Origin of the sequence: Chryseobacterium indologenes (assembly GCF_018362995.1) — a bacterium.
Lineage (GTDB): Bacteria > Bacteroidota > Bacteroidia > Flavobacteriales > Weeksellaceae > Chryseobacterium > Chryseobacterium indologenes_G.
Map to the genome: position 1 here is coordinate 156,216 of NZ_CP074372.1, position 20,683 is coordinate 176,898.

22 protein-coding genes are annotated in these 20,683 nt (G+C 35.8%); 8 read left to right on the forward strand and 14 right to left on the reverse strand.

Going from position 1 to position 20,683, the window contains the following annotated elements; genetic code table 11:
- Positions 1-13 precede the first annotated feature (13 nt).
- From DYR29_RS22990 to DYR29_RS00690, 3 genes are all read right to left on the reverse strand, one after another.
- Entirely contained in the window at positions 14-238 is a 225-nt protein-coding gene (locus DYR29_RS22990) for a helix-turn-helix domain-containing protein (protein WP_213278763.1), read from the reverse strand.
- Between the two features lie 10 nt (positions 239-248).
- Positions 249-704 carry a Crp/Fnr family transcriptional regulator gene (locus DYR29_RS00685; RefSeq protein WP_213278764.1) on the reverse strand — a complete coding sequence of 152 codons (456 nt, stop codon included), beginning with the start codon at positions 702-704 and terminating at the stop codon, positions 249-251.
- Positions 705-1,475: 771 nt separating this feature from the next.
- Positions 1,476-2,713, reverse strand: a protein-coding gene (locus DYR29_RS00690) for an IS3 family transposase (RefSeq protein WP_425394602.1) whose coding sequence is annotated in 2 segments (ribosomal slippage) — positions 1,476-2,347 and positions 2,347-2,713 — 1,239 coding nt in all. Because the reading frame shifts where the segments join, the coding sequence is not laid out codon by codon here.
- Positions 2,714-2,788: 75 nt separating this feature from the next.
- Between DYR29_RS00690 and DYR29_RS00695 the strand changes: the two genes are divergently transcribed.
- Positions 2,789-3,139, forward strand: coding sequence for a hypothetical protein (locus DYR29_RS00695; protein ID WP_213278766.1), 351 nt, complete (start codon positions 2,789-2,791; stop codon positions 3,137-3,139).
- A 178-nt stretch (positions 3,140-3,317) separates the two neighbouring features.
- A complete protein-coding gene (locus DYR29_RS00700) occupies positions 3,318-4,598 on the forward strand; it encodes a hypothetical protein (RefSeq protein WP_213278767.1) in 1,281 nt (426 codons plus the stop codon).
- 62 nt (positions 4,599-4,660) lie between these two features.
- Here the strand turns inward: DYR29_RS00700 and arsB are convergent, their stop codons facing one another.
- The 7 genes from arsB to DYR29_RS00735 form a co-directional block, all read right to left on the reverse strand.
- On the reverse strand, positions 4,661-5,695 hold the full coding sequence (arsB, locus tag DYR29_RS00705) for an ACR3 family arsenite efflux transporter (RefSeq protein ID WP_213278768.1): 1,035 nt from the start codon (positions 5,693-5,695) through the stop codon (positions 4,661-4,663).
- A gap of 2 nt (positions 5,696-5,697) precedes the next feature.
- Complete coding sequence (locus tag DYR29_RS00710) at positions 5,698-6,309, reverse strand: low molecular weight phosphatase family protein (RefSeq protein WP_213278769.1); 612 nt, start codon at positions 6,307-6,309, stop codon at positions 5,698-5,700.
- 11 nt (positions 6,310-6,320) lie between these two features.
- The gene (locus DYR29_RS00715) at positions 6,321-6,797 is read right to left on the reverse strand and encodes a DUF6428 family protein (protein WP_213278770.1); all 477 of its coding nucleotides are present in this window, start codon (positions 6,795-6,797) and stop codon (positions 6,321-6,323) included.
- Between the two features lie 62 nt (positions 6,798-6,859).
- Positions 6,860-7,189, reverse strand: coding sequence for an ArsR/SmtB family transcription factor (locus tag DYR29_RS00720; protein ID WP_213278771.1), 330 nt, complete (start codon positions 7,187-7,189; stop codon positions 6,860-6,862).
- Between the two features lie 145 nt (positions 7,190-7,334).
- Entirely contained in the window at positions 7,335-8,279 is a 945-nt protein-coding gene (locus DYR29_RS00725) for an MBL fold metallo-hydrolase (protein ID WP_213278772.1), read from the reverse strand.
- A gap of 201 nt (positions 8,280-8,480) precedes the next feature.
- A complete protein-coding gene (locus DYR29_RS00730; protein ID WP_213278773.1) occupies positions 8,481-9,602 on the reverse strand; it encodes an agmatine deiminase family protein in 1,122 nt (373 codons plus the stop codon).
- Between the two features lie 69 nt (positions 9,603-9,671).
- Entirely contained in the window at positions 9,672-10,496 is an 825-nt protein-coding gene (locus DYR29_RS00735) for an AraC family transcriptional regulator (protein WP_213278774.1), read from the reverse strand.
- A 167-nt stretch (positions 10,497-10,663) separates the two neighbouring features.
- Here DYR29_RS00735 and DYR29_RS00740 point away from each other — a divergent pair, with 167 nt between their 5' ends.
- On the forward strand, positions 10,664-10,912 hold the full coding sequence (locus tag DYR29_RS00740) for a DUF92 domain-containing protein (RefSeq protein WP_142716386.1): 249 nt from the start codon (positions 10,664-10,666) through the stop codon (positions 10,910-10,912).
- 1 nt (position 10,913) lies between these two features.
- The gene (locus DYR29_RS00745) at positions 10,914-11,321 is read left to right on the forward strand and encodes a YybH family protein (protein WP_213278775.1); all 408 of its coding nucleotides are present in this window, start codon (positions 10,914-10,916) and stop codon (positions 11,319-11,321) included.
- Between the two features lie 159 nt (positions 11,322-11,480).
- On the opposite strand, the gene DYR29_RS00750 is transcribed toward DYR29_RS00745, so the two are convergent.
- The 4 genes from DYR29_RS00750 to DYR29_RS00765 form a co-directional block, all read right to left on the reverse strand.
- Entirely contained in the window at positions 11,481-12,935 is a 1,455-nt protein-coding gene (locus tag DYR29_RS00750; RefSeq protein ID WP_213278776.1) for a sigma 54-interacting transcriptional regulator, read from the reverse strand.
- Positions 12,936-12,995: 60 nt separating this feature from the next.
- Positions 12,996-14,135: a vWA domain-containing protein gene (locus DYR29_RS00755; RefSeq protein ID WP_213278777.1), complete on the reverse strand. Its 1,140-nt coding sequence runs from the start codon at positions 14,133-14,135 to the stop codon at positions 12,996-12,998.
- A 267-nt stretch (positions 14,136-14,402) separates the two neighbouring features.
- Positions 14,403-14,813 (reverse strand): DUF2000 domain-containing protein, encoded by a 411-nt coding sequence (locus DYR29_RS00760; RefSeq protein WP_213278778.1) that lies wholly within the window; start codon positions 14,811-14,813, stop codon positions 14,403-14,405.
- A 3-nt stretch (positions 14,814-14,816) separates the two neighbouring features.
- Positions 14,817-15,773 carry a bifunctional helix-turn-helix transcriptional regulator/GNAT family N-acetyltransferase gene (locus DYR29_RS00765; protein ID WP_213278779.1) on the reverse strand — a complete coding sequence of 319 codons (957 nt, stop codon included), beginning with the start codon at positions 15,771-15,773 and terminating at the stop codon, positions 14,817-14,819.
- 526 nt (positions 15,774-16,299) lie between these two features.
- Here DYR29_RS00765 and DYR29_RS00770 point away from each other — a divergent pair.
- The 4 genes from DYR29_RS00770 (at position 16,300) to DYR29_RS00785 (ending at position 20,616) form a co-directional block, all read left to right on the forward strand.
- Positions 16,300-18,006, forward strand: coding sequence for a sensor histidine kinase (locus tag DYR29_RS00770; protein ID WP_249413572.1), 1,707 nt, complete (start codon positions 16,300-16,302; stop codon positions 18,004-18,006).
- Positions 17,984-18,637, forward strand: a complete 654-nt coding sequence (locus DYR29_RS00775; RefSeq protein ID WP_213278781.1) for a response regulator transcription factor — start codon at positions 17,984-17,986, stop codon at positions 18,635-18,637. The genes DYR29_RS00770 and DYR29_RS00775 overlap by 23 nt, the downstream gene beginning before the upstream one ends.
- Before the next feature lie 476 nt (positions 18,638-19,113).
- Positions 19,114-19,512, forward strand: coding sequence for an ACT domain-containing protein (locus DYR29_RS00780; protein WP_213278782.1), 399 nt, complete (start codon positions 19,114-19,116; stop codon positions 19,510-19,512).
- 156 nt (positions 19,513-19,668) lie between these two features.
- A complete protein-coding gene (locus DYR29_RS00785) occupies positions 19,669-20,616 on the forward strand; it encodes an alpha/beta fold hydrolase (RefSeq protein ID WP_213278783.1) in 948 nt (315 codons plus the stop codon).
- The last annotated feature ends 67 nt before the right edge of the window (positions 20,617-20,683 follow it).

Here is a 20,683-nt window from a genome sequence, read left to right on the forward strand (position 1 = left end):
ATTACCCAAAAGATTAATACATAATTTTTCGGTTTGAAATTCGGACTATTTTGTCTCGCTCCATCTTTTTTATAGCCCTGATAGTAGTTTCAACGCATAATCCTGTTAAAGAAGCTAATTGCTGCCGTGTGATGGGAACTTCATACGTAAATGGAGTTTTATCTTCATGCTCATGCTTCATGAGCTCCAATACTTCCTTAATCCTCTCAACTGCACTCGGAGAAGATATTTTCTGCATGAGAATAAATTTACGGTAGAGTTGCTTGGATAAGGATTTGCAAAGCTCTAAATAATGACTTGGATGTTGGTTGGTCTAAGAAACGTGTGAAAGTACTTGCACATAATTTAATAATAGTACAATTAGAAAGAGCTACAGCATTTACAGGGTATGTCTGTTCAAGATATAACCTGTAATCTCCTACGGGATCTTTAGAACTTAGAATATTTTGAATAAATTCTTTACCTGCACTATTATAGTTATTTAGTTTAACATCACCATTAACAATCTGAAAATAAAATTTTGGATTTGCGCCTTCCCGGAATATGTAATCTCCCGGATTATAATGTTGTTCTACAGCTCCGATAGAGTATAGAAGTTCTTCTTTAAAAAACATACTTTTAATTTTTGTGGTTTGTGATAAGAATGGATTTAAATTCCCATGTAGGATCATCAGCGTAATACGGGTATCGTAATCTTGCTGCATGTTACAGTATGTTTTTAAAGCATTTTAAAGCAACAGTCTAGCTTAGGATTGGTAGATAAATCATGAAGTGAATTGCGCCTTTTTAATAAATATTTATCAGACGATTTTCAGTAAGAAAACTGCTAAGCTCCATAATTTGTTAGGAGATAATATAATTCGTTAGCAATTAATATGTAGCAAATATAATATAAACACTACTTAAATTATATGTTTTGAATCATACTCTAATGTGTTTTATATTTAATCATAAAGTAGGTGATTAAAATATTTAAGCCTTATTTATGGGGATGATTAAACAAATCTTTTTAACAGAGATTTTATTGATTAATTAAACTCTTCAGGCTCTTAATTGCAATCTATTATTTGAACATTTAAAAAATAAGCTTTCCTGTAAAAAGGAAAGCTTATTTGATTTCAAGTAAGATGTAACTATTAAAAGTACTCAAAATTAAGCTTAACATCTTTTGAATATTATGAGTAGAGTCATAATGAGAATATACGGTATTAAATTCTTCGTTATGAAATACCGAACCTGGGGATCTCCATAAATAAAGTATTATTATGATAGTAATCATAAAGCAGCCAATTATAAGTCTATACCTTTGAATACACACCACAAAATCCCTGAGAACTCATTTTTCGTGAAGGAGTGCACCTCTTTACTGTTATCAGGTTTTTTAAAAATGAAAAGTCAATGTTAGACGCTAAATATTATTGTTTATCAGGATATTAAAATCAAAATGAGTCGTCCTAAAATAGATTGACATAAAATTAGACAATATTTAATCCTGAGAAGTATTTATTTTCTTTGGATTTTTTATGCACTTTATCTGGCGTTTGCATATTAAGACTTAAATATGGTCTTTTAGTATTGTAGATATTAATACTTTCTTTTATCAAAGAGTTTAAGTCTTGTATATTCTTTGTTTTACAAAACAGGAATTCCTGCTTTAATATTCCATTAATTCTCTCAGCCAATGCATTTTGATAACAATCATAACCATCAGTCATAGAAGGTTTTATTCTATTTTTATTAAGCATGTTTTGGTAATAGCCAGAACAGTACTGCAGTCCTCTATCTGAATGATGAATCAAAGGAGTATTTGAAACTCTATTTTTCACTGTCATTTTTAAAGCTTTGGCTACATTCTCAGTATTCATATTTGAGCTTAATGAATATCCCATGATTTTTCTGCTGTAAGCATCTGTTACTAAAGACAAATAGCAGGTAGATTCCCTTGTTTTAATATAAGTTATATCGCTTACAAAAACCTGTTCTGCTTTTGCGATCTTTAATTCTTTCAATAAATTAGGATGTTTTCTAAGCCAATGTTTTGAAAAAGTTGTCTTAACATACTTTTTTTGAGCACGCACAAGCATATTCTCTCTTTTTAGATAAGCAAATAAAGCATCTCTGCCTATTTTGATTCCTTCATTTTTGAACCCTTCTTTAAGTAGGTAATAAAGCTTTCTGGTTCCAAGTCTGGGTATTTCCATTCGTACTTTTTGTACGAGTATCTTTATTTTTAGTAATTCTTTTTCACGGGTTAAGCTCCTCTGCTTATTTTGATAAACTGCCTGACGGCTTATCCCAAACAATCTGCACAGCCTGGATATGCTTATTCCTTCTCTGTGGAGTCTGAAGATTGTTGGGAGGAAAACTTTTTTCTGATTTGGCTGCCATACTGCTTATCTGACATATCAATCATGGTATTAAGAACCTTAGTTTTTAGCTTTTCATCAGCTAATTCTTTTTCCAAACGCTTAATTTTTTGAGCCGGAGTTTCTTTAGAGTTATGCATAATATGGAGTTTAGGTTTACTCCAATCTAAGTTACCATATCTTCGCAACCAAACCAAAACTGTACTTCTGCCTTGGATACCATATTCTTTTTGGGCTTGTTTATAAGTGTAATCACCGTTTTCTACCTGAGAAACAACTCGTAATTTAAAGCCTATATTGTAATCTCTTTGAGTATGTTTTTCCTTTTTTAATTCTTGAGCTTTCATAATATAAGTTGATTAAGTGTCAACTTATTTCAGGACAGGACAGCCATTGGTGTTCTGTCTCATGTTGTCATTGATGTGATTTTTCATGAGAAAGATATTCAGCTGTCGCCATTCTCTGCCAAACCGGTTTTAGGGCTGGGAATTCTGGATTATCCCATTCTGAATTTCATTATTGAGTTTGCTTATGGAATATTTTGCTGGTGGTACTTTAAAGGAAATAAAGCATTGCTTTGGGTAATTATTATATTCAATGTTATAGACCTGCCGATTATGCTGGCACACGGTGATGCACTGAACCCTTTTGTCCATTATCCTTTCCTTTTGCCATCGGTTATATTATTCCAGATCCTTATTACATGGTATTTTGTTTACCAGTATGCCCATTCAGGAAATAACAAAAATATTCATGTCACAGATGACATTTAATTTTTTGTATTTAAAATGGATAAATATATTCCGCACATCATAGTTACTACCGAATAAAGTATTTCTATAATCATGATCTTTAGCAATTCATTATATTCGTAACCAGAATGATACATGATATAGATGTTAATGCTTACATTGCCATAACAGATACAGCTTAATCATAATGAAACTAACCATGAGACAGATTATTTTTACCACTTTATTTTTTTTATCAATTTTCAGTGTAAAGGCTCAAAAGCAAGATAGTATCGCTATTTTTTTTGATGAGATGAAAGAAGCTTCAGTGAAGAATAGAGGACTTTGGAATAAAGACTTGTATGGTCCTATATTGTTAATAGATCCGAAAACCAGAAAAGTTTTTGCCAACGAGCCGGATACAGAGGAAATCTTAAAAAGCAGTGGAAGCACATATTATGGAATTCTGCCTGCTAAGATTAACATTGCCAATACTGCGATCAATTGGGGTGGAAAAAGATGGGCTATGATCATGCTTCCTCTTTCTGACAGTAAACAAAACAGAATAAATCTGCTGGCGCACGAATTATTTCACAGTATTCAGCCTTCACTGGGCTTTACCTTTACAAATGTTGAAAATAGTCACCTTGATCAAAAAGAGGGTAGAATCTGCTTACGTCTGGAATTAGAGGCATTGAAAAAGGCCGTTCAGTCGGTTTCTGACAAAGAATTACAAAAACACCTTACTCATGCGCTTATTTTCAGAAAGTATAGAAATACACTATATGATGATTCTGAGAATACAGAAAATTTGTTGGAATTGAATGAAGGAATCGCAGAATTTACCGGACTTATTGTGAGTGGAAGAAATAGTGAACATACAAAAGTATTTCTTATAAAGGGGATTGACAATTTTATGAAAAATCCCACATTTGTACGCTCTTTTGCATATCATACTACACCTGTCTATGGTTATTTGCTGTATCAGAAAGATCCAGACTGGAACAAAAAAATCAATGCAAAAACTGATCTGACAGATTATTTCATTGAACGCTTTAACATCAGAATTCCGACTGCTCTGCAAAAGACAGCTGAAAAATTATCCGGAGATTATAATGATAAGGCAATTATGAAGGAAGAAGCTGAGAGAGACGAGAAAACTAAAAAACTGATTGCTGAATATAAACTGAAATTCATCCAACAGTCCCATTTTGAAATAAAATTTGAGAAAATGAATGTTTCTTTTGATCCCAGAAATATTGTGCCGCTAGAGGACAAAGGTACGGTATACCCTAATATCAGGGTTACGGATTTATGGGGTATTCTGACTGTTGAAAATGGAGCTTTAATGAGTCCTGATTGGGGTAGAATTTCAATAACAAATCCTATCAAAACAGAAAATAGAAAGATATCAGGAGATGGCTGGACCCTTGAATTGACTGACAGCTACACCCTAGAAAAAGATACGGCTACCGGAAATTACATGCTTGTTAAGAAATAATATTACTCTGATAGCAAAAGCACCACTGTTTTAGTGATGCTTTTGTCATTCAGGTTTTCAGATTATTCATGATACCATTTCTTTTTTAATAATAAGCCCGCTTTTACCAGAAGTATTAAAACCGGAACTTCTACCAGGGGACCAATTACTCCTACAAAAGCCTGCGGAGAATGAATACCGAATACAGAAATGGCAACCGCAATAGCCAGTTCAAAATTGTTTCCGGTAGCTGTAAAGGCAATAGATGCATTTTTATCATAAGGAACCTTTAATGATTTGTTGATAACAAAGCTTATAAAAAACATCAGAATAAAATAGATGATTAACGGGATTGCCACTTTTACCACATCCATGGGCAGCTCCAATATTTTAGACCCTTTTAAGCTAAACATCAATATGATGGTAAATAACAGAGCAAATAAGGTAACGGGAGATATCTGAGGGATAAATCTTGTGTTGTACCATACTGTACCTTTTGATCTTATCAATAAATAACGGGTGAGAAAACCTGCTAAAAAAGGAATTCCCAGATAAATAAGTACACTTTCTATGGTATCTTTCATAGAGACACTTACATTAAAACTGGTGAGTCCCAGCTGATGAGGCAGTATTGTAATAAAAAGCCAGATCATAAAACTATAAGTAAACACCTGAAAAATACTGTTTAAAGCAACCAGTAAGGCTGCATATTCTCTATTGCCCCCAGCGAGGTCATTCCATACGATGACCATTGCAATACATCTTGCAAGACCAATTAGTATCAGACCTGTCATATAATCGGGTTCATCTCTTAAAAAAAGGATGGCCAGAATAAACATCAAAACCGGTCCTATGATCCAGTTAAGAAATAAAGAAATACCTATGATTTTTTTATCCTTAAATGCCAATGGTAAAAGAGAGTAATCAACCTTAGCCAAAGGTGGATACATCATCAGAATAAGCCCTGCTGCCAGAGGAATATTTGTAGTCCCTACGGATAATGAGTTGATCATATCAGGGATGGCAGGGAAAACATGTCCCAGACCAATACCTGTGCCCATCGCCAGAAATATCCATAAAGTAAGATAGTGATCAAGAAATTTCAATCGTGGCTTCATCGTTACTTCGTGATTTTTGAAAAAACATAAAACATTTCTGTGGCGATCTGTAAGCTTCTTTCAGCATATACGGCGGCTTGTGCCGGAGTATTGTCTGACACCTTAGGATCTTCAAACGTAATCGGAATTCTTTTCTCAGCACCAGGAATAAACGGACATCCATCATCTGCCTGTGAACATGTCATAATTGCAGCAAATCCGGAAACAGGATTGAAGTGGTTATCGTATTTTTTGGAAAAGCCAATGACAGGCATACTATTGTCATCATATTTTACGGCATACACAGGATTATTTATCTCTGCCAGGCTGAAAATCGTAAAACCCTGTTCAGCCAAAGTTTCCGCAATCTTAGGGAATAAAGCTGTTGTTTCCGTTCCTCCGGAATAACAGTGAACTCCGAGAATTGAAAAATAAGAAGCAGCGGCCTGCGCCCATATCTGAGCTAAATGGCTTCGACGTGAATTGTGAGTGCAGATAAAACTCAGATTGATTTCTTTTCCTTCAGTCACTTTTTGCTGGACAAAATCCACTAGTGGCTGCAATACTTTTTTTCGGTCTGTGGTTATTTCTTCCCAATGTAAAGATTGGATTGTGTTTAATAATTTTTGAAGCATAATTTCCAGTTTTATGAGCAGCAACCTGAAGCCGGTGTGCAGCAAGATGATTGATTTCCCGTTAGTTCAGATAGATTTTTCTTTTGTTTTTCAGAAGGAATCCCACATGCTTCCTGAGCAAGACAGGCTGTTGTCTTATTTTTCAGAATGAAATTTTTACCGTTAAATTCAAGATCATATTTACCGATGGTCTCTCCCTGATATTCTACTTCAATTTCTGAATCTTCTATTCCCAGTTTATCTTCAGAAAGTTGAATGATGTGAAGCAGTTTTCCCGGTTTCAGACGGTGTTCATAATCATCAGCATTCCATAGCTGGAAGTTCACTGCTTTCTCATGTCGGATTACGCCACCGCAATCAATGAATTTTTTTACAATCTGTCCCACTTCTGTTACATGGAAATGTTCAGGAACAAAAGTGCCGTTTTCCAATTGAAATTCTACATTTTCCAATGTTGGAAGAATTTCTTTGATTTCTGATAGTTTCATTAGATTAAAATTTATTTAGTGTTATATTGCAATATTACGATGTTTGTTTTCAAAAAAATGCCTTAACAGCATTGTTTTATCGTAACATCCTGATTAAAAAACAGGTTAAACTCGTTTTGAAATTGTTTCCAGGTGCTTTCATTAATACAGTAGCATACAGATTTTCCTTCAATTGAACCTTTGATGATTCCAATATTCTTCAGTTCTTTTAAATGCTGAGAAATGGTAGCCTGAGCCAATCCCAGTTCTTCAACAAGATCATTGCAGATGCATGCTTTTTGATTGATGATATACTGTAAAATAGCTATTCTGGCAGGATGCCCCAAAACTTTAAGAAGAGAAGCCAATCTGTTCTGCTCTTCGGTGTAGATTTCTGTTCTAGTAACTCCCATTTTTTTAATTTTAATATTGCAATATTACGATATTAAATTAATGGAACAAAAAAAATCATTGTTTTTTTATGAATACATTTCAATCAGTTGAAATAGGGGGAAAAAAAAGATGAAGCAGAAATAAGCTTCATCTTTTGATCTGTTGTTATGGTAAACTAATCTTTTTACCCTGTTCCGGGAAAATATAATTTACTTTTAGAGGATTGTTTTTCAATAGCTCTTTTTTGATAAGTTCTGGATTATCACCCGTTGGTTTTCTATGTGTAACTACGATGCTGAGTCCTTCAAGATTGTTTTGTCCCGTTTTTTCTTTCAGCTTGCTTAGCTCTTCAATCAGAAGATTAGGGGTAAGGTGGCCGAACAGCAGATGCTCAGGCTGGCTGTTTGGGAAAGAAACTTCAATTAATATAGTATTTAACTGTCTTTTTTTAACAAGTGGAGCAATAGTATTCCAAAGGTGGTCAAGACGGTCAGACTTTTCTATGCGGTCAGCACCTGTATCACCCAGATAAAGAAGGTAATGATCATCCTTTCTTACCAGTGCTGCACTGCTTTTATACGGGTTTACATGACTCAGTTCATAGCCTGTTATAAAAAACGGAGTTTTAGGAGCCGGGATTTCAGTTCCTTCCTGAAGTTCGTTATAATGGTATTTTCCAAGGATTGGTTTTTGGCCCTGATCGGCAAAATTAATCCATGTATCCGTGATAAAATAATGATTTTGCAAAATCTGAATCACTGGCGCTATAGCGAAAATATCCTTTTTAGAATCTGCCGGAGAGTTGATGATCAACCCTGATAAATGATCCAAATGCCCATGAGATACAAAATATCCTTTTATCTGATCTTTCAGAACCGTTTCTGCAGAACCGTCAAGACTTTTCATTTGAATCGCCTTTCGTATTCCTGCATTTACAGTACCTGCATCAAGGCAGAGAAATGCATTGTCTTTCGGAGCGCCTACCAGATAGGCTGATAAATTGTCTTCCTGCTCTCCACCATAGATTCCTAAGGGAATAACATCAAAATTCTGTGCGTGGCAAACAATATTCAGAAGAAAGGCCAATAAAGAAACTGCTGTTTTTTTCATAATACTTAAACTGGAAACCATCCTTTACTTGATGGACAGAGCAAATTTAAGCTATTTTTTGGCGACTGCCTTTCTGTTGTAATAACAAATAGGATATAATGAGGTTAAGTATTTAAAAATCTTACTAAATAATACTTTATATATCAATACATAAAAGTCCACCGAACAATCAGCAGACTTTATCTATTAGGAAATTTGTTTTTATTGGGGCTGCTGCTGTGTTACACAATGTACCATTCCGCCATTGGCAAATAAATTACGGCAGTCTATTCCAACAACCTGTTTACCGGGGTACAGCTGTTGAATAATAGTATTGGCAACAGCATCATTCGGATCATTATAATTAGGGACCAATACACGGTTGTTCGCAATATAATAATTGATGTAAGAAGCACGTCCTACATTTTTTCCGTAAGTGGTTATCACGTCATTTCTGGTTAACGGAACTTTTACGAACTGATAAGGAGAACCGCTTTTTGTGGTAGCATCATATAACTTATCAATGTCGCCGTCAGGAACCTGCCAGTAATTAAGGTCATCAGGATTCATTGTGATAATAGTAGACGAATTTGCAAATCGGGCAAAACCGTCAATATGCATATCAGTGATATCAAGGCCCGCTTTTCCATTCAGCCAGATAAATTTAGTGACTCCTAAATTTTTGGTAAATATAGCTTCTGCCTGCTGTTGGGTCATTCCCGGATTTCTGTTGTTATTAAGGATGGAACTTTTACAGGCCATCAATACTCCGTTTCCGTCAATTTCCACACTTCCGCCTTCATTGATCATTACAGAATTGAGATTGATCTTAGGGATATTGGTGTCTGCAGCTATTTTTGAAGGAATTGCATTACATCTGCTGTAATCGGCTTTGTTACCCCAGCCGTTAAATCCCCAATCCTGAATGAATAATTGGCCATTCTGATCCTTTACATAAATAGGACCGTTATCTCTTACCCAGAAATCATCTGTCTGATAAAGTTTGAAATTGATATTGGTAAGGGGAACTCCGGCACTGTTTAATAACCCTGTAATACGGGATTTTTCTACGTTGTCATAAGCAATGATATGAACTTTTTCACTCTGTACCAGTTCTTTGGTCATTGCTACCCAGGTTGCATCCAATCGGTTGCGGTAAGTTGTTCCATACTGATAATGGTGAGGCCATTGAAGCCACGTTCCTTCGTGTGGAGCAGATTCTTCGGGCATTTTGTAAACAGTAGTTAAGGTATCTGCTGGATCCGGAGTTTGTACCGGATCTGCCTGAGAGCAGGAAAGTAAAAGAGCTGGTAATAACAGGAACATGATTTTCTTTTTTTGCATGATTGATCTATTTTTAACAGAGCAAAATTAGATCGATAAAATTGTGAAAACTTGTCCCAAATTGACAAGTTACTTCAAAGGTAGTAAAATATAAGTCAGCTGTTCTTCCTGATTGTCTTCCTGTTCAATATGCCTTTCGTATTTTTCTATGATAGGAGAGTGTGAAAATTCAAGACCAGAATTAAAAATCCAACGGGAGTAGATTTTGGTGTAAGTTTCATCTATCGTTTCATAGCTGCCGGTATGGGTAAAGCGGACATATTTACCGCCGAATATTGTTTTTGAAGGCAGCTTTTTGTTGACGGACTGTGTTGAAGAGCATGCATCATACCGGCAGTTGATTTCCGTTTTAATTAATGGTTCGTCTGCTATAACTCCAAAATATTCTGTTCCGGAACCAGGAAAATCATTTTGCATGAAGTTTTCCCACAATACTTCAATTTCATCATTGTTATAATAGGTTTTAACGCTTTGATAATACACCTGCATTGGTTTAAGAAAGACAATTTCCGGTTCCAGCAATACTTCAGAGGTTACCGGAATAATCTCATCTTCACAAAGAAGCTGTTCCTTATCTAATCTTGCTGCTTTTGGAGAAATCCCGAAATGTTGTTTAAAAGCCTTAGAAAAAGAAGCAAGATTGGCAAATCCTACTTCAATAGCAATTGTGGTGAGATTTTCCTGGGTATAAAGAATTCTCTTATAAGCATTTTCTACCTTCAGCCTTTGCTGGAAAGCGCCTATGGTTTCTCCGCAGCTATACTTAAAAATACGCTGGATATTCCGGTAAGAATAATTGGAAATTTCTTCCAGTTCCTTTACAGAGACGGGTTGATCATAATTTTTTTCCATAAAATTGATGACTCTGTAAATACAGTTCAGGTTGTCTTCCATAAGCTTGAAGTTTTCAGAAAAATAAAGTCTGAAATTCATTACAAATAAAAGAAATAAAAAAATATCTCAGCAAAATTGTATTTTAGCTTTTGGTATAAAATAGATCAGGAAACCATAATTTTTACCATTTTAAAAACAAAAAACAACTAAAAAACTTGAAAGAAACCATGGAAAAAGAATTATCACAGTTAACCGATCAGGAATTATTGATAAAGAAAAAAGAAGCTAAATCCGGCAATATTCTTAATGCTGTACTTCTGGGAGTAATGGTAGGTATTTCGATTTACAGCACCATAACTGACGGTTTTGGGTTTCTGACTGTCTTGCCATTATTTTTTATAGGTTCTATTGCCAGCCGCTGGAATAAAAATAAAAAACAACTAGACGAAGAATTAAACTCCCGAAATCTGAAATAAAATGCAGGAGTTTAACAGACAAACAGAGGAGGGAGCAGTAGCCTATTTCCGTCACTGTATAAAAAACGGAGATGCTGCAGGAGCATTAAGCTGTTTTCATCCTGAAGCAGTCTACATTAATAGAGATGGAAAAGAGCTGAGAGGACTTGAACAGATAAGTCTGGCAATGAATGAGATCTGCAGATCAAAGCTGGATATTCAAGGAGAAGTTCCCCACGTGACGGTTGTGAATGATGTTGCGATGTGGCTTGATCAGTGGGAAATGACGGGAATTGCTCCGGATGGACATGCTATACATATGACTGGTCATACTTCGTGCATTATGAAAAGGAATGAAGATGGGGAATGGCTGTGGCTGGTTGACAATCCTTTTGGAGCTGCTATACTTAAAAATGATAACATGGTATAAAATATAAAATAATCTTATTGAGAATAAAATTTATGTGACTTTTTGATTCCTGATTCCTGACCCTTGTCAAGGTTTTAAACCTTGACAAGGGTTAGTACAAACAAAAGACCTTCAGAACAGATCTGAAGGTCTTATATTTAAATATGTCGGATATCGATTTTAATTACGCAAAAACTGACCAATTCCGGGAGAATCAAAAGTAAAAGCATTTTGACTTTCCGACTTATCAATTTTATTACTGATAGTGAGTGCCCATAATACCAATTCTTTACAGAAATTTTGATCTTCAGAACTTAGATCAGAAGCATTTTCTTCTACTACAGCTGTCAGAGGAGCTATCCCATCGAGTTTAGCATAAAACTCTTCATCCGTATCATTATAATTAAGTTCCAGATGATTTTTATTGAACCATCTGATCAGGTCGGTATAAGGAGTTTTGATACCTTCTTTTTCAAGTTTGGAGATACGTGGGAACAGGCTTTCAAATTGGGTCATAACCGCTTTGTCAATCAGTATTTTGGCAACATAATCAGCACCTTCTTGTTCTCCTTCATATACCAGTTCAATTTTTCCTGTGATAGAAGGAATTATGGACATGAAATCAAGCAGGCGGACAGTAGTTCGCTCCGCTCCGGATTCAATCAAACGTAATTTGGCTGCGGCAATTAAATTCTCCATAGCGCTGATGGTCAGACGGGCACTGACACCGCTTTTTGCATCTACATATTCACTGATACGTGCCGCAAAAGCAACTTCCTCCAAAAGATCTTTCGCCAGGTCAGGAATCTGTATCTGTGCTTTATCTTCAGCAGAAATCAATGCCTCCTGTTCTGTGATCTGTCTGGCAAGAGCAATTGTTTTTGGATAATGGGTGAAAATCTGGGATCCGATTCTGTCTTTCAGCGGAGTTACAATACTTCCTCTGTTGGTATAATCCTCTGGGTTAGCCGTGAAAACAAACTGAATATCAAGCGGCATTCTCAGCTGGAAACCACGGATCTGAATGTCTCCTTCCTGCAAAATATTAAACAGGGAAACCTGGATGCGGGCCTGTAAATCCGGCAATTCATTTAAAACAAAAATAGAACGGTTCGCACGCGGAATCATTCCGTAATGTAAAACACGCTCATCGGAATAAGGAAGTTTTAAAGTAGCTGCTTTGATGGGGTCTATATCACCGATTAAATCCGCAACATTTACGTCTGGAGTAGCCAGTTTTTCATAGAAACGGTGAGAACGGTGTATCCATGAAATCGGAGTTTCATCACCCAGTTCATCAATCAGATCTTTGGCATATTTTGAAATTGGCTGGAATGGACTATCATTGATTTCCGATCCTTTTACGATGGGCATATACTCATCAAGCAGGTTGACCATACTTCTTGCAATTCTTGTTTTTGCCTGACCGCGTAAACCCAGTAAATTGATGTGGTGCCCGGCAAGGATTGCTTTTTTTAATTGGGGAACCACGGTGTCTTCATAGCCCCAAAGTCCCTCAAATACAGGCTCTTTAGCTTTAATCCTGGCAATTAAGTTCGCCTGGATTTCCTCATTAATCGTTTTATGGGTATAACCGGAGTCTTTTAATTCTTTGAATGTAATATCGTTTTTCATTGTCTTGTAATACTATTTATCTGATCAGATTTTTATGTCAAGTGATTTAATATCTGATATTTATATTCTTCTTATTCTGTTTTTTTCGTAATCCTCGAAGATCATTTGCCCTAAACCTGACAGCCCTGTCAGAAATGCTTTTCCTTTGTTCTGAGCTGTAAATTCTTCTACAAACTGACGCAGGTAAGGATCTTGGGCAATCATAAAAGTAGTGATCGGAATTTTCAGCTTTCTGGCTTGTGCTGCTCTGTTGAGACATTGGTTCACAATCTTTTCATCCAATCCAAAGCTGTTCATATAAAATTCACCGCTCGGCAGCTGAATACAGCTCGGTTTTCCATCGGTGATCATGAAGATCTGCTTGTTGGTATTTCTTTTTCTGCGAAGAATGTCCATGGCTAGCTCCAGGCCGGCTACCGTATTGGTATGATAAGGCCCTACTTTTAAATAGGGAAGGTCTTTGATTTTGATGGGCCACGCTTCATTTCCAAAAACAATGATATCAATGGAATCTTTGGGGTATTTCCGTTTAATCAGTTCCACAAGTGCCATGGCAACCTTTTTCGCCGGAGTAATACGGTCTTCACCGTATAAGATCATGGAGTGGCTGATGTCGATCATAAGGACGGTACTCATCTGTGCCTTATGTTTGGTTTCCTCTACAATGAGATCATCTTCCGTAAGGCGCAGGTCTGAGATTCCGTTGTTGATCTGGGCATTTTTTAAACTTTCAGTCATGTTTACGGCTGCTAAGTCGTCTCCATATTGGAAGGAACGGTTTTCACCATCGCGTTCGTCACCAACTCCTGTTTTGCTGGTGCGGTGATTTCCCGCTCCGTTTTTCTTCAGCTTTCCGAATATCTGATCTAAAGCATACTCGCGAAGGGCAGCTTCCAGTTTTGGGGTTAATATATTTTTGCCTTTTCCACTTCCGGTATTGCCTTCTTCAGGGTCTTCTTCTTTGATATAACCTCTTTTTTTCAAGTCTTCTTCAAAATCCTGAAGAGTATATTCGTCACTGAAAATATCATATTCCTTATCAAGCATATCAAGCCATTCAAAGGCTTCCTCAAGATCTCCGGAGGTATGGGTGAGCAAATCTTTGAAAACATCAAAGACCCGGTCAAAATGTGATAATTCCTCCGGCACATGTTTACTGAATACAAAGCCTTTTCCGGGATTAAAATTTTTATCTGTCATAAGATGATAAATCTGTTTTGCTGTTATTATCTTTTGAATATTTCAGAGAATATAATGAATTGTCTGAAGCATTCTTTAACTCGTTTCAATCTGAAAAGTTAGGAAAATATCATCTTAAGATTTCCTTAGAGAAATAGAAAATACTAATGATTATGATATGAATTAGAATATAAGATCTTATGTTTTGCAAGTATTGAATAGTATATGATATAAAAAATGCACAATATAAGGGTTGTGCATTTTTAGTATTATAAGAAATTGGCTTTTTTATTCGTGATATTTTAGTCCGTCTAAAGCTTTATCAACCTTTTTATTTTCGCCATATACAATTATACCCATCAGATCCAGATTGTCTGCAGTATGTTTTGCTATTTCGAGAACATTTTCTTCACCTGACCTTGTATAAAAAAGCTGTCGGGTATAGATTCCTATTGCCAGCTCACGGTCTTTTGCCCGGCGGAACGCTCTCTGAAGTTTTTCTGCATTATCTGCTTTATAGATAAGGGTAGGATGTTTGATAAAAGCTAAATATTCTTCATGATCTGCAGTGATGAACTTTTCACCATGAGTTTCAGGAAATTCAATTGCAATACTTCCGGCCAAAAAAGAAACAACATTAAGTTTTTGCCATGGCAACAGGTCGTCTTTGATAACGATGGCTACTTTTTTATCGTACATATTTTAATTTTTTAGGTCTAATTCCATCTGAATATTACAACGCTGATAAGGAGTTGAACGTCCGGATACTTTCTGGAAACCCAGTTTGTAATACAGATTAATGGCGGGTTTCAGGATGGTATTGCTTTCAAGATATATTTTTGATGCTCCGGATTCTTTTGCCTTGCTGATGATGGCCTGTCCCAGTAGCCAGCCTATATTTTTTCCCTGTGCTTTGGGAGATACGGCCATTTTTGCCAGTTCAAAATCATAATCAGGGTCATCCATTTTGATAAGAGCGCAGACTCCGAGCGGTTCTTCGTTATATAGGGCAACAAGTATTTTTCCGCCTTTATTTAAGATATATTCATCAGGGTTGTCCAATGCTTTATAGTCGGCATCTTCCATTTCAAAGTAGGCAGAAATCCATTCTTCATTAAGTGCTTTAAATGCGGATTGGTATTTCGGATTATAATCAACGATTTTTACATTTTTACTTTCGCGGGCCTTTTTCTGTTCCTTTACTCTTGAAAGCAAAGATTTCTGTTCAAAAAGGTGCTCCCATTCTGCAAGTGCTTCCCAAAGATTATGAGTTGCTTCGTCAATCATTTCATCAATAGCATGGTCAATATCTATGCACTGGATTTTTATATTTTCAGAAAGTTCTTTTCCTTTTTCCGTAAGTCCGGCAATATTTCTCCTCTTATCATCTGACTGCTGATTGTCCTTAACCAATCCTGCGGTGGTCATTTCTTTGATAATTTTGGTCACTGAAGGTTGAGAATGTCCTATTTCTTCAGCAATCTCCGTAATGGTTTTTGAGCCACCTTCGGAGAGAACGAAGAATACCGGAAACCATTTTGGTGAAAAATCAGCACCATAAAGCTCATAAATCTTTGCTGCTTCTTCTGTAATATTTGAAGCCATAAACCGCAACCGGCTCCCCAATGCAATTTTTCCTGTTTTTTCAAATAAATCCATACGTATAATCAATTATATAACTAGTTATGCAAATGTAATAAATTAATGGATACTGCAATAAATATTTTGATTAAAAAAGCACAAAATGAATTTAATAATTTAAAAATGAGTGTATTAAGGGTTTTTTGGGTTTATAGATTAAAGACAAGAGTGTAGGACTGCTTTTTTCATGCTCTGTTGATCAAATATTATTCGGTAGATATAATAAAATAAGCAGATGCAGAATATTTTACAGAGCATCAACTTTTGCAATTGATCTAAAAAAATAGATTTACGCAAATAAAACTAAATGTTTACAAAGCATTTTAATAGTAAAAAAAAATAAATTCTGTGAGTTTTATCAAATATTCATTATTATAAGAAGACAAAAATTACTTTAACTTTGCGAATGAGATGATATGCTGCTATTATGAAATTGTTGAAAATAATAGTATATTGTTGAAGGCTAATATCTAATGGACTTATGTGGTCAGGAAATTAATTTAACTGATAAACAAATATGAAATATAAATTCTTAAATTTTAAATTGAGAAAACTTGTTCATTACTCATTGATCCTTTGTATTTTACTGATACAGGTCATTATCGCCATATTTTTTTATAATGAATTTGTCAACGGGAAGAAGCTGAAGTTTATTAAAGACCAGCTGGAAGAGAGCCGTGCTTTAGGAGGATTGACGGATAACTCCAGGAAAGATTTTCTGGATGCTCAGGAGCATCTGCAGAAATATATGGCTACTCAGAATAATAAAGAGTTGCAGCTTTATTTTCAGTCGTTGAGAAAACTTAAAATCAATTTTGATAAGATTGGTGAATATGAAAATACAAGCCCAAGGCTGAAAAAGAACCTTGCCGCTCACAGACAGGATACCCTGAAGACCGCAAAACTGAAAATATTGATAGATTCAGTATATCAGACATCTCTGAATCCGCCGGCAAAGATAGAAGAAAAGCAATATGAACCTGCAAAGTATAAAAATGATTTTGAAGATCTGAAAATTCAAACCCGCACCTATGCAGACACTGTTAAAAAGAAAGGCTTTTTCGGTCGTTTAAAAGATGCTGTAACAGGGAAAGTGGATGTTCAGAAAGAAAGTACGGTGATTACGATGACCAACAACAAAACACTGGATCTTTCTCAGGTTAAATCTAAAATGGACAACACAATAAAGTCTATGGATAAGCATTATGCTGCTGAAGTGAAGAAAGTACAGATGCTTGCTGCCGAAAAACAGAAGAACAACCTGCAGTTTTACAGCAATTTCAGTAAACTGCTGGTGTATAGCAACGGCTTAATAGAAGTGTATGAAAATGCCATCAAAGATTTTAAAACCGAACTGGAAAAAGAATATAACGAGCAGAGCTCTAATAATAACAGGATCAGAACCTATCTGGTATTGGGACTGATGATTCTTATGTTTATTGTATCCATTCTGATCATGTATTTTACAAGAATGGCGTTTATCTATGAACAAAAACTGGATGCTGCCAATAAAGAGATTAAAAAGAACCTTAATTTTAAAAACAGAATTCTGGGAATGCTGAGCCACGATCTGAGATCTCCGTTAAAAATCATTAATATTTTTATTGATAAGATCCACAGAACCACAGAGGACGAAACGATAAAGGATTATCTAAAATCCATCAAGTTTACCAACAGTACTCTGCTTCTGCAATCTAACCAGATCCTGGAATACACTAAAAATGAGAATGCTGAAAAAGAACTTATAAAATCGGTTTTTAATCTTAAAGATGAGATTAGTTCTATTGTGAAGGTAATTACTCCTTATCTGGAAACCAGAAACAACAGGTTTGTGGTAACAGACAGAATTCCTGAAGGGGTAGAGGTCTATTCGGATAATATAAGAATCAACCAGATTTTCATGAATATCCTGGGGAATGCCAATAAGTTTACAGAGAACGGACAGATTGATCTCGTTATGGCTATAGAACCCATAGAAGAAAATAAAATTTCCCTGATTACAACGGTAGGAGATACCGGAGTAGGAATATCAGAATCTGATCTTGGTAAAATTTTTGATCCTTATTATCAGGGAATGGTATCTGATGAGGTAGATAATCTGGGAGCCGGACTTGGTCTTAACCTGGTAAAAGAAATTGTAGAGCTTTTCGACGGTGATATATCAGTGGAAAGCAAATTGCACAAAGGAACGAAAGTGACATTCAGGATCAATTTAAATCGTAATAATAATGGAAACACCAATTCAAAATAAAGAAATTATTTTCCTGCTGGCAGACGATCACAGCATTGTACGCCAGGGAATGGAAATTGTTATCAGTGATATTGTTCCCAACGCTAAAGTCTATCAGACTTCATCCTTACATCAGGTATTGGAGCTTATAGAATCCAAAGGAGTTGAGATGGCCATCATTGATGCACATTTCCCTGACGGAAACAGTCTGCATATTCTGCCTCAGATGAAAAGTATAAATCCTGATCTTAAAGTTTTGGTTTTTACAGGACTTGAAGAGGATCTGCATGGCCTTAAATTTATCAAAGCGGGTGCTAACGGCTACCTGAGCAAACTGAGTGAGGAGGAAGAGGTAAGGAAAGCCATCACAACTTTTATAGAGAAAGGAGAATATTTTTCTGATCTTTTGAGGAATCTATTGGTGCAGCTTGTCTACAATCCGGATCTGATAAGCCCTCTCAACAGTCTTACCAAACGGGAACTGCAGATTGCAGAACTCTATGCCGAAGGATATGGAAACCTGGAAATTTCAAACAGCTTGAATATCAAACAGAATACAGTAAGCACAATCAAAAAGAACATCTTTGAAAAACTAAAGATAGAAAATATGGTTGAGCTGGTGGACCTCATTAAAACACACCATAAACTATAACAGTCTGTAGGATATTTTTCACTTCTTTTTGTCAGAGAATTTAATTTTATCGATAAATATCTATAAGTAAATCGAGATGTATCGATGGGGTTTATAGAGGATTTTATTGTGTAATGTTGTTCCTTTGTACTATGAAATTTAAGCAATGAAAAAAGTAAATCAAAAATGCTTATTCAGGTTTTAAATTTCATACACAAAACAACAAATGATTATAACTATACAATTAATAAACAATAGTTATAGAAACACAAATGATGAAATTAATAAAACACTGATGAAATTAAACGTGGTGATGAGTAACCTCAGACGGGCTTCTTAAAAAGCCAGATGAAAAAAACACAAATATATATAAAGAGGTTCAGTTGACAGGTTACAATTACAAAACAAAAAAGGAGGCTGTATGCCTCCTTTTTTGTTTTTTATCATTTGATAAACAGATACTGTAATCTATATCTTAGTTTTGTACCCAAAAAAAGATGACAGGAGAAAAAAAATTGGCCGTTCTGCTTCAGAACATGGAACCGGTATTGAATGCCGGGGAATATGTATTTTGTACTGTTGAAAACCTCAGTGAGGTACCGGATATAGAAAAGGTTTTGTTTTTCTTTCGGGAAACTGAAGCGGTTACCATTGTTTTAAAAAAAGAAATGGCAGATGAATGGAGTATGACTTACAGTTATATTGCTTCATGGATTACTCTGAATATTCATTCTTCTCTGGAAGCTGTAGGGCTCACTGCGGCCTTCGCCAATGCCCTGAAACAGGAAAATATCAGCTGTAATGTAGTTGCCGCTTACTTTCATGATCATATTTTTATTGCAAAAGAAGATGCTGAAAAAGCTATGAAAACCCTCAACGCATTGAAAAAGGCTTAAGAAATTTCAAAATCATCTTCCCATTTTACACTTGTCATTTTCACCTTCAAAAATGTCTAATTGAATTCCTAAAATGTCCTGTTGATAAAGCTTTTGCGTGTTCTGCCTGTTTTTGTGTTTTATGTTTGCACCATAATCAAACAAAAATAAACTACAATGAAAACAATCAGAAAAATCTCAGCTGTTAGCCTGTTATGTTTAACTCTTTTTACCGTAGTGACGGTTTCCTGCACTGAAGAAAATGAACCTCCCACGGTACAGGAGGTACAAAACAGAAACCACCAAACGGCCAAAACCCAATTCATAAACGTTAAAGGAAATGCCATTGCATACCGTGTTTCAGGAAAAGAAGACGGGATCCCATTGGTGCTTCTGCCGGGATTAGGCGGGTCTATGGATGACTGGGATCCTGCGGTGACAGACGGACTGGCAAAAAAATACAAAGTAATTATCTTTGATAACAAAGGAGTAGCTTCTTCAAAAGGAACAACTCCCAACACCGTTCAGGCAATGGCCGATGATGCTGTCGATTTTATCAATGCAATGAACTTGAACAAAGTCAATATCATGGGATTTTCCATGGGTGGGTTTATTGCCCAGAGAATAGTGCTGACTCATCCTTCACTGATTAATAAAGTGATTTTAACCGGAACAGGGCCTCAGGGAGCTATCGGATTATCAAACTTACCTAATATTGTTGCAGGAACAGCGGGATTAAGTCCTGAAGCCTCATTTTTGAAATTCGGATTTACAGAATCGGCTCAGAGTATTATGGAAGGAAAAGCATCTTATGCAAGAATCCAGCTTCGTACAACAGACAGAGATCTTCCGTTAAATGATGCTGCTTCAAATTCTCAATTTACGGCTGTATTGACCTGGGCTCAACCCGATGTCGATGCTCTTACAGAAATAAAAAAGATCAAAAATCCTGTACTGATTGTTCATGGTGAAAATGATCTTCCTGTGTCTGTTCAGAATGCTAAAAATATGGCTCAGAATTTAGACCAAGCAGAATTGGTGATTTTCCCGGATTCAGGGCATGCTTCTTTCTATCAATATCATGATACCTTTGTAGCAAAAGCAATTGAGTTCCTTGGGAAGTAAATTGAAATTATATTCAATGAAAAACTCGCTGTTATCTTCAGCGAGTTTTTGTTTTTATTAATGAAAG

Bases quoted from the DNA above. Each gene is read 5' to 3' on its own strand.
- DYR29_RS00755 (WP_213278777.1), bottom strand. From the start codon at position 14,135: ATGACAGATAAAAATTTTAATCCCGGAAAAGGCTTTGTATTCAGTAAA.
- DYR29_RS00685 (WP_213278764.1), bottom strand. From the start codon at position 704: ATGCAGCAAGATTACGATACCCGTATTACGCTGATGATCCTACATGGG.
- DYR29_RS00725 (WP_213278772.1), bottom strand. From the start codon at position 8,279: ATGAAAAAAACAGCAGTTTCTTTATTGGCCTTTCTTCTGAATATTGTT.
- DYR29_RS00745 (WP_213278775.1), top strand. From the start codon at position 10,914: ATGCAGGAGTTTAACAGACAAACAGAGGAGGGAGCAGTAGCCTATTTC.
- DYR29_RS00700 (WP_213278767.1), top strand. From the start codon at position 3,318: ATGAGACAGATTATTTTTACCACTTTATTTTTTTTATCAATTTTCAGT.
- DYR29_RS00735 (WP_213278774.1), bottom strand. From the start codon at position 10,496: ATGGAAGACAACCTGAACTGTATTTACAGAGTCATCAATTTTATGGAA.
- arsB (WP_213278768.1), bottom strand. From the start codon at position 5,695: ATGAAGCCACGATTGAAATTTCTTGATCACTATCTTACTTTATGGATA.
- DYR29_RS00720 (WP_213278771.1), bottom strand. From the start codon at position 7,189: ATGGGAGTTACTAGAACAGAAATCTACACCGAAGAGCAGAACAGATTG.
- DYR29_RS00715 (WP_213278770.1), bottom strand. From the start codon at position 6,797: ATGAAACTATCAGAAATCAAAGAAATTCTTCCAACATTGGAAAATGTA.
- DYR29_RS00785 (WP_213278783.1), top strand. From the start codon at position 19,669: ATGAAAACAATCAGAAAAATCTCAGCTGTTAGCCTGTTATGTTTAACT.
- DYR29_RS00775 (WP_213278781.1), top strand. From the start codon at position 17,984: ATGGAAACACCAATTCAAAATAAAGAAATTATTTTCCTGCTGGCAGAC.
- DYR29_RS22990 (WP_213278763.1), bottom strand. From the start codon at position 238: ATGCAGAAAATATCTTCTCCGAGTGCAGTTGAGAGGATTAAGGAAGTA.
- DYR29_RS00750 (WP_213278776.1), bottom strand. From the start codon at position 12,935: ATGAAAAACGATATTACATTCAAAGAATTAAAAGACTCCGGTTATACC.
- DYR29_RS00760 (WP_213278778.1), bottom strand. From the start codon at position 14,813: ATGTACGATAAAAAAGTAGCCATCGTTATCAAAGACGACCTGTTGCCA.
- DYR29_RS00710 (WP_213278769.1), bottom strand. From the start codon at position 6,309: ATGCTTCAAAAATTATTAAACACAATCCAATCTTTACATTGGGAAGAA.
- DYR29_RS00740 (WP_142716386.1), top strand. From the start codon at position 10,664: ATGGAAAAAGAATTATCACAGTTAACCGATCAGGAATTATTGATAAAG.
- DYR29_RS00765 (WP_213278779.1), bottom strand. From the start codon at position 15,773: ATGGATTTATTTGAAAAAACAGGAAAAATTGCATTGGGGAGCCGGTTG.
- DYR29_RS00780 (WP_213278782.1), top strand. From the start codon at position 19,114: ATGACAGGAGAAAAAAAATTGGCCGTTCTGCTTCAGAACATGGAACCG.
- DYR29_RS00730 (WP_213278773.1), bottom strand. From the start codon at position 9,602: ATGCAAAAAAAGAAAATCATGTTCCTGTTATTACCAGCTCTTTTACTT.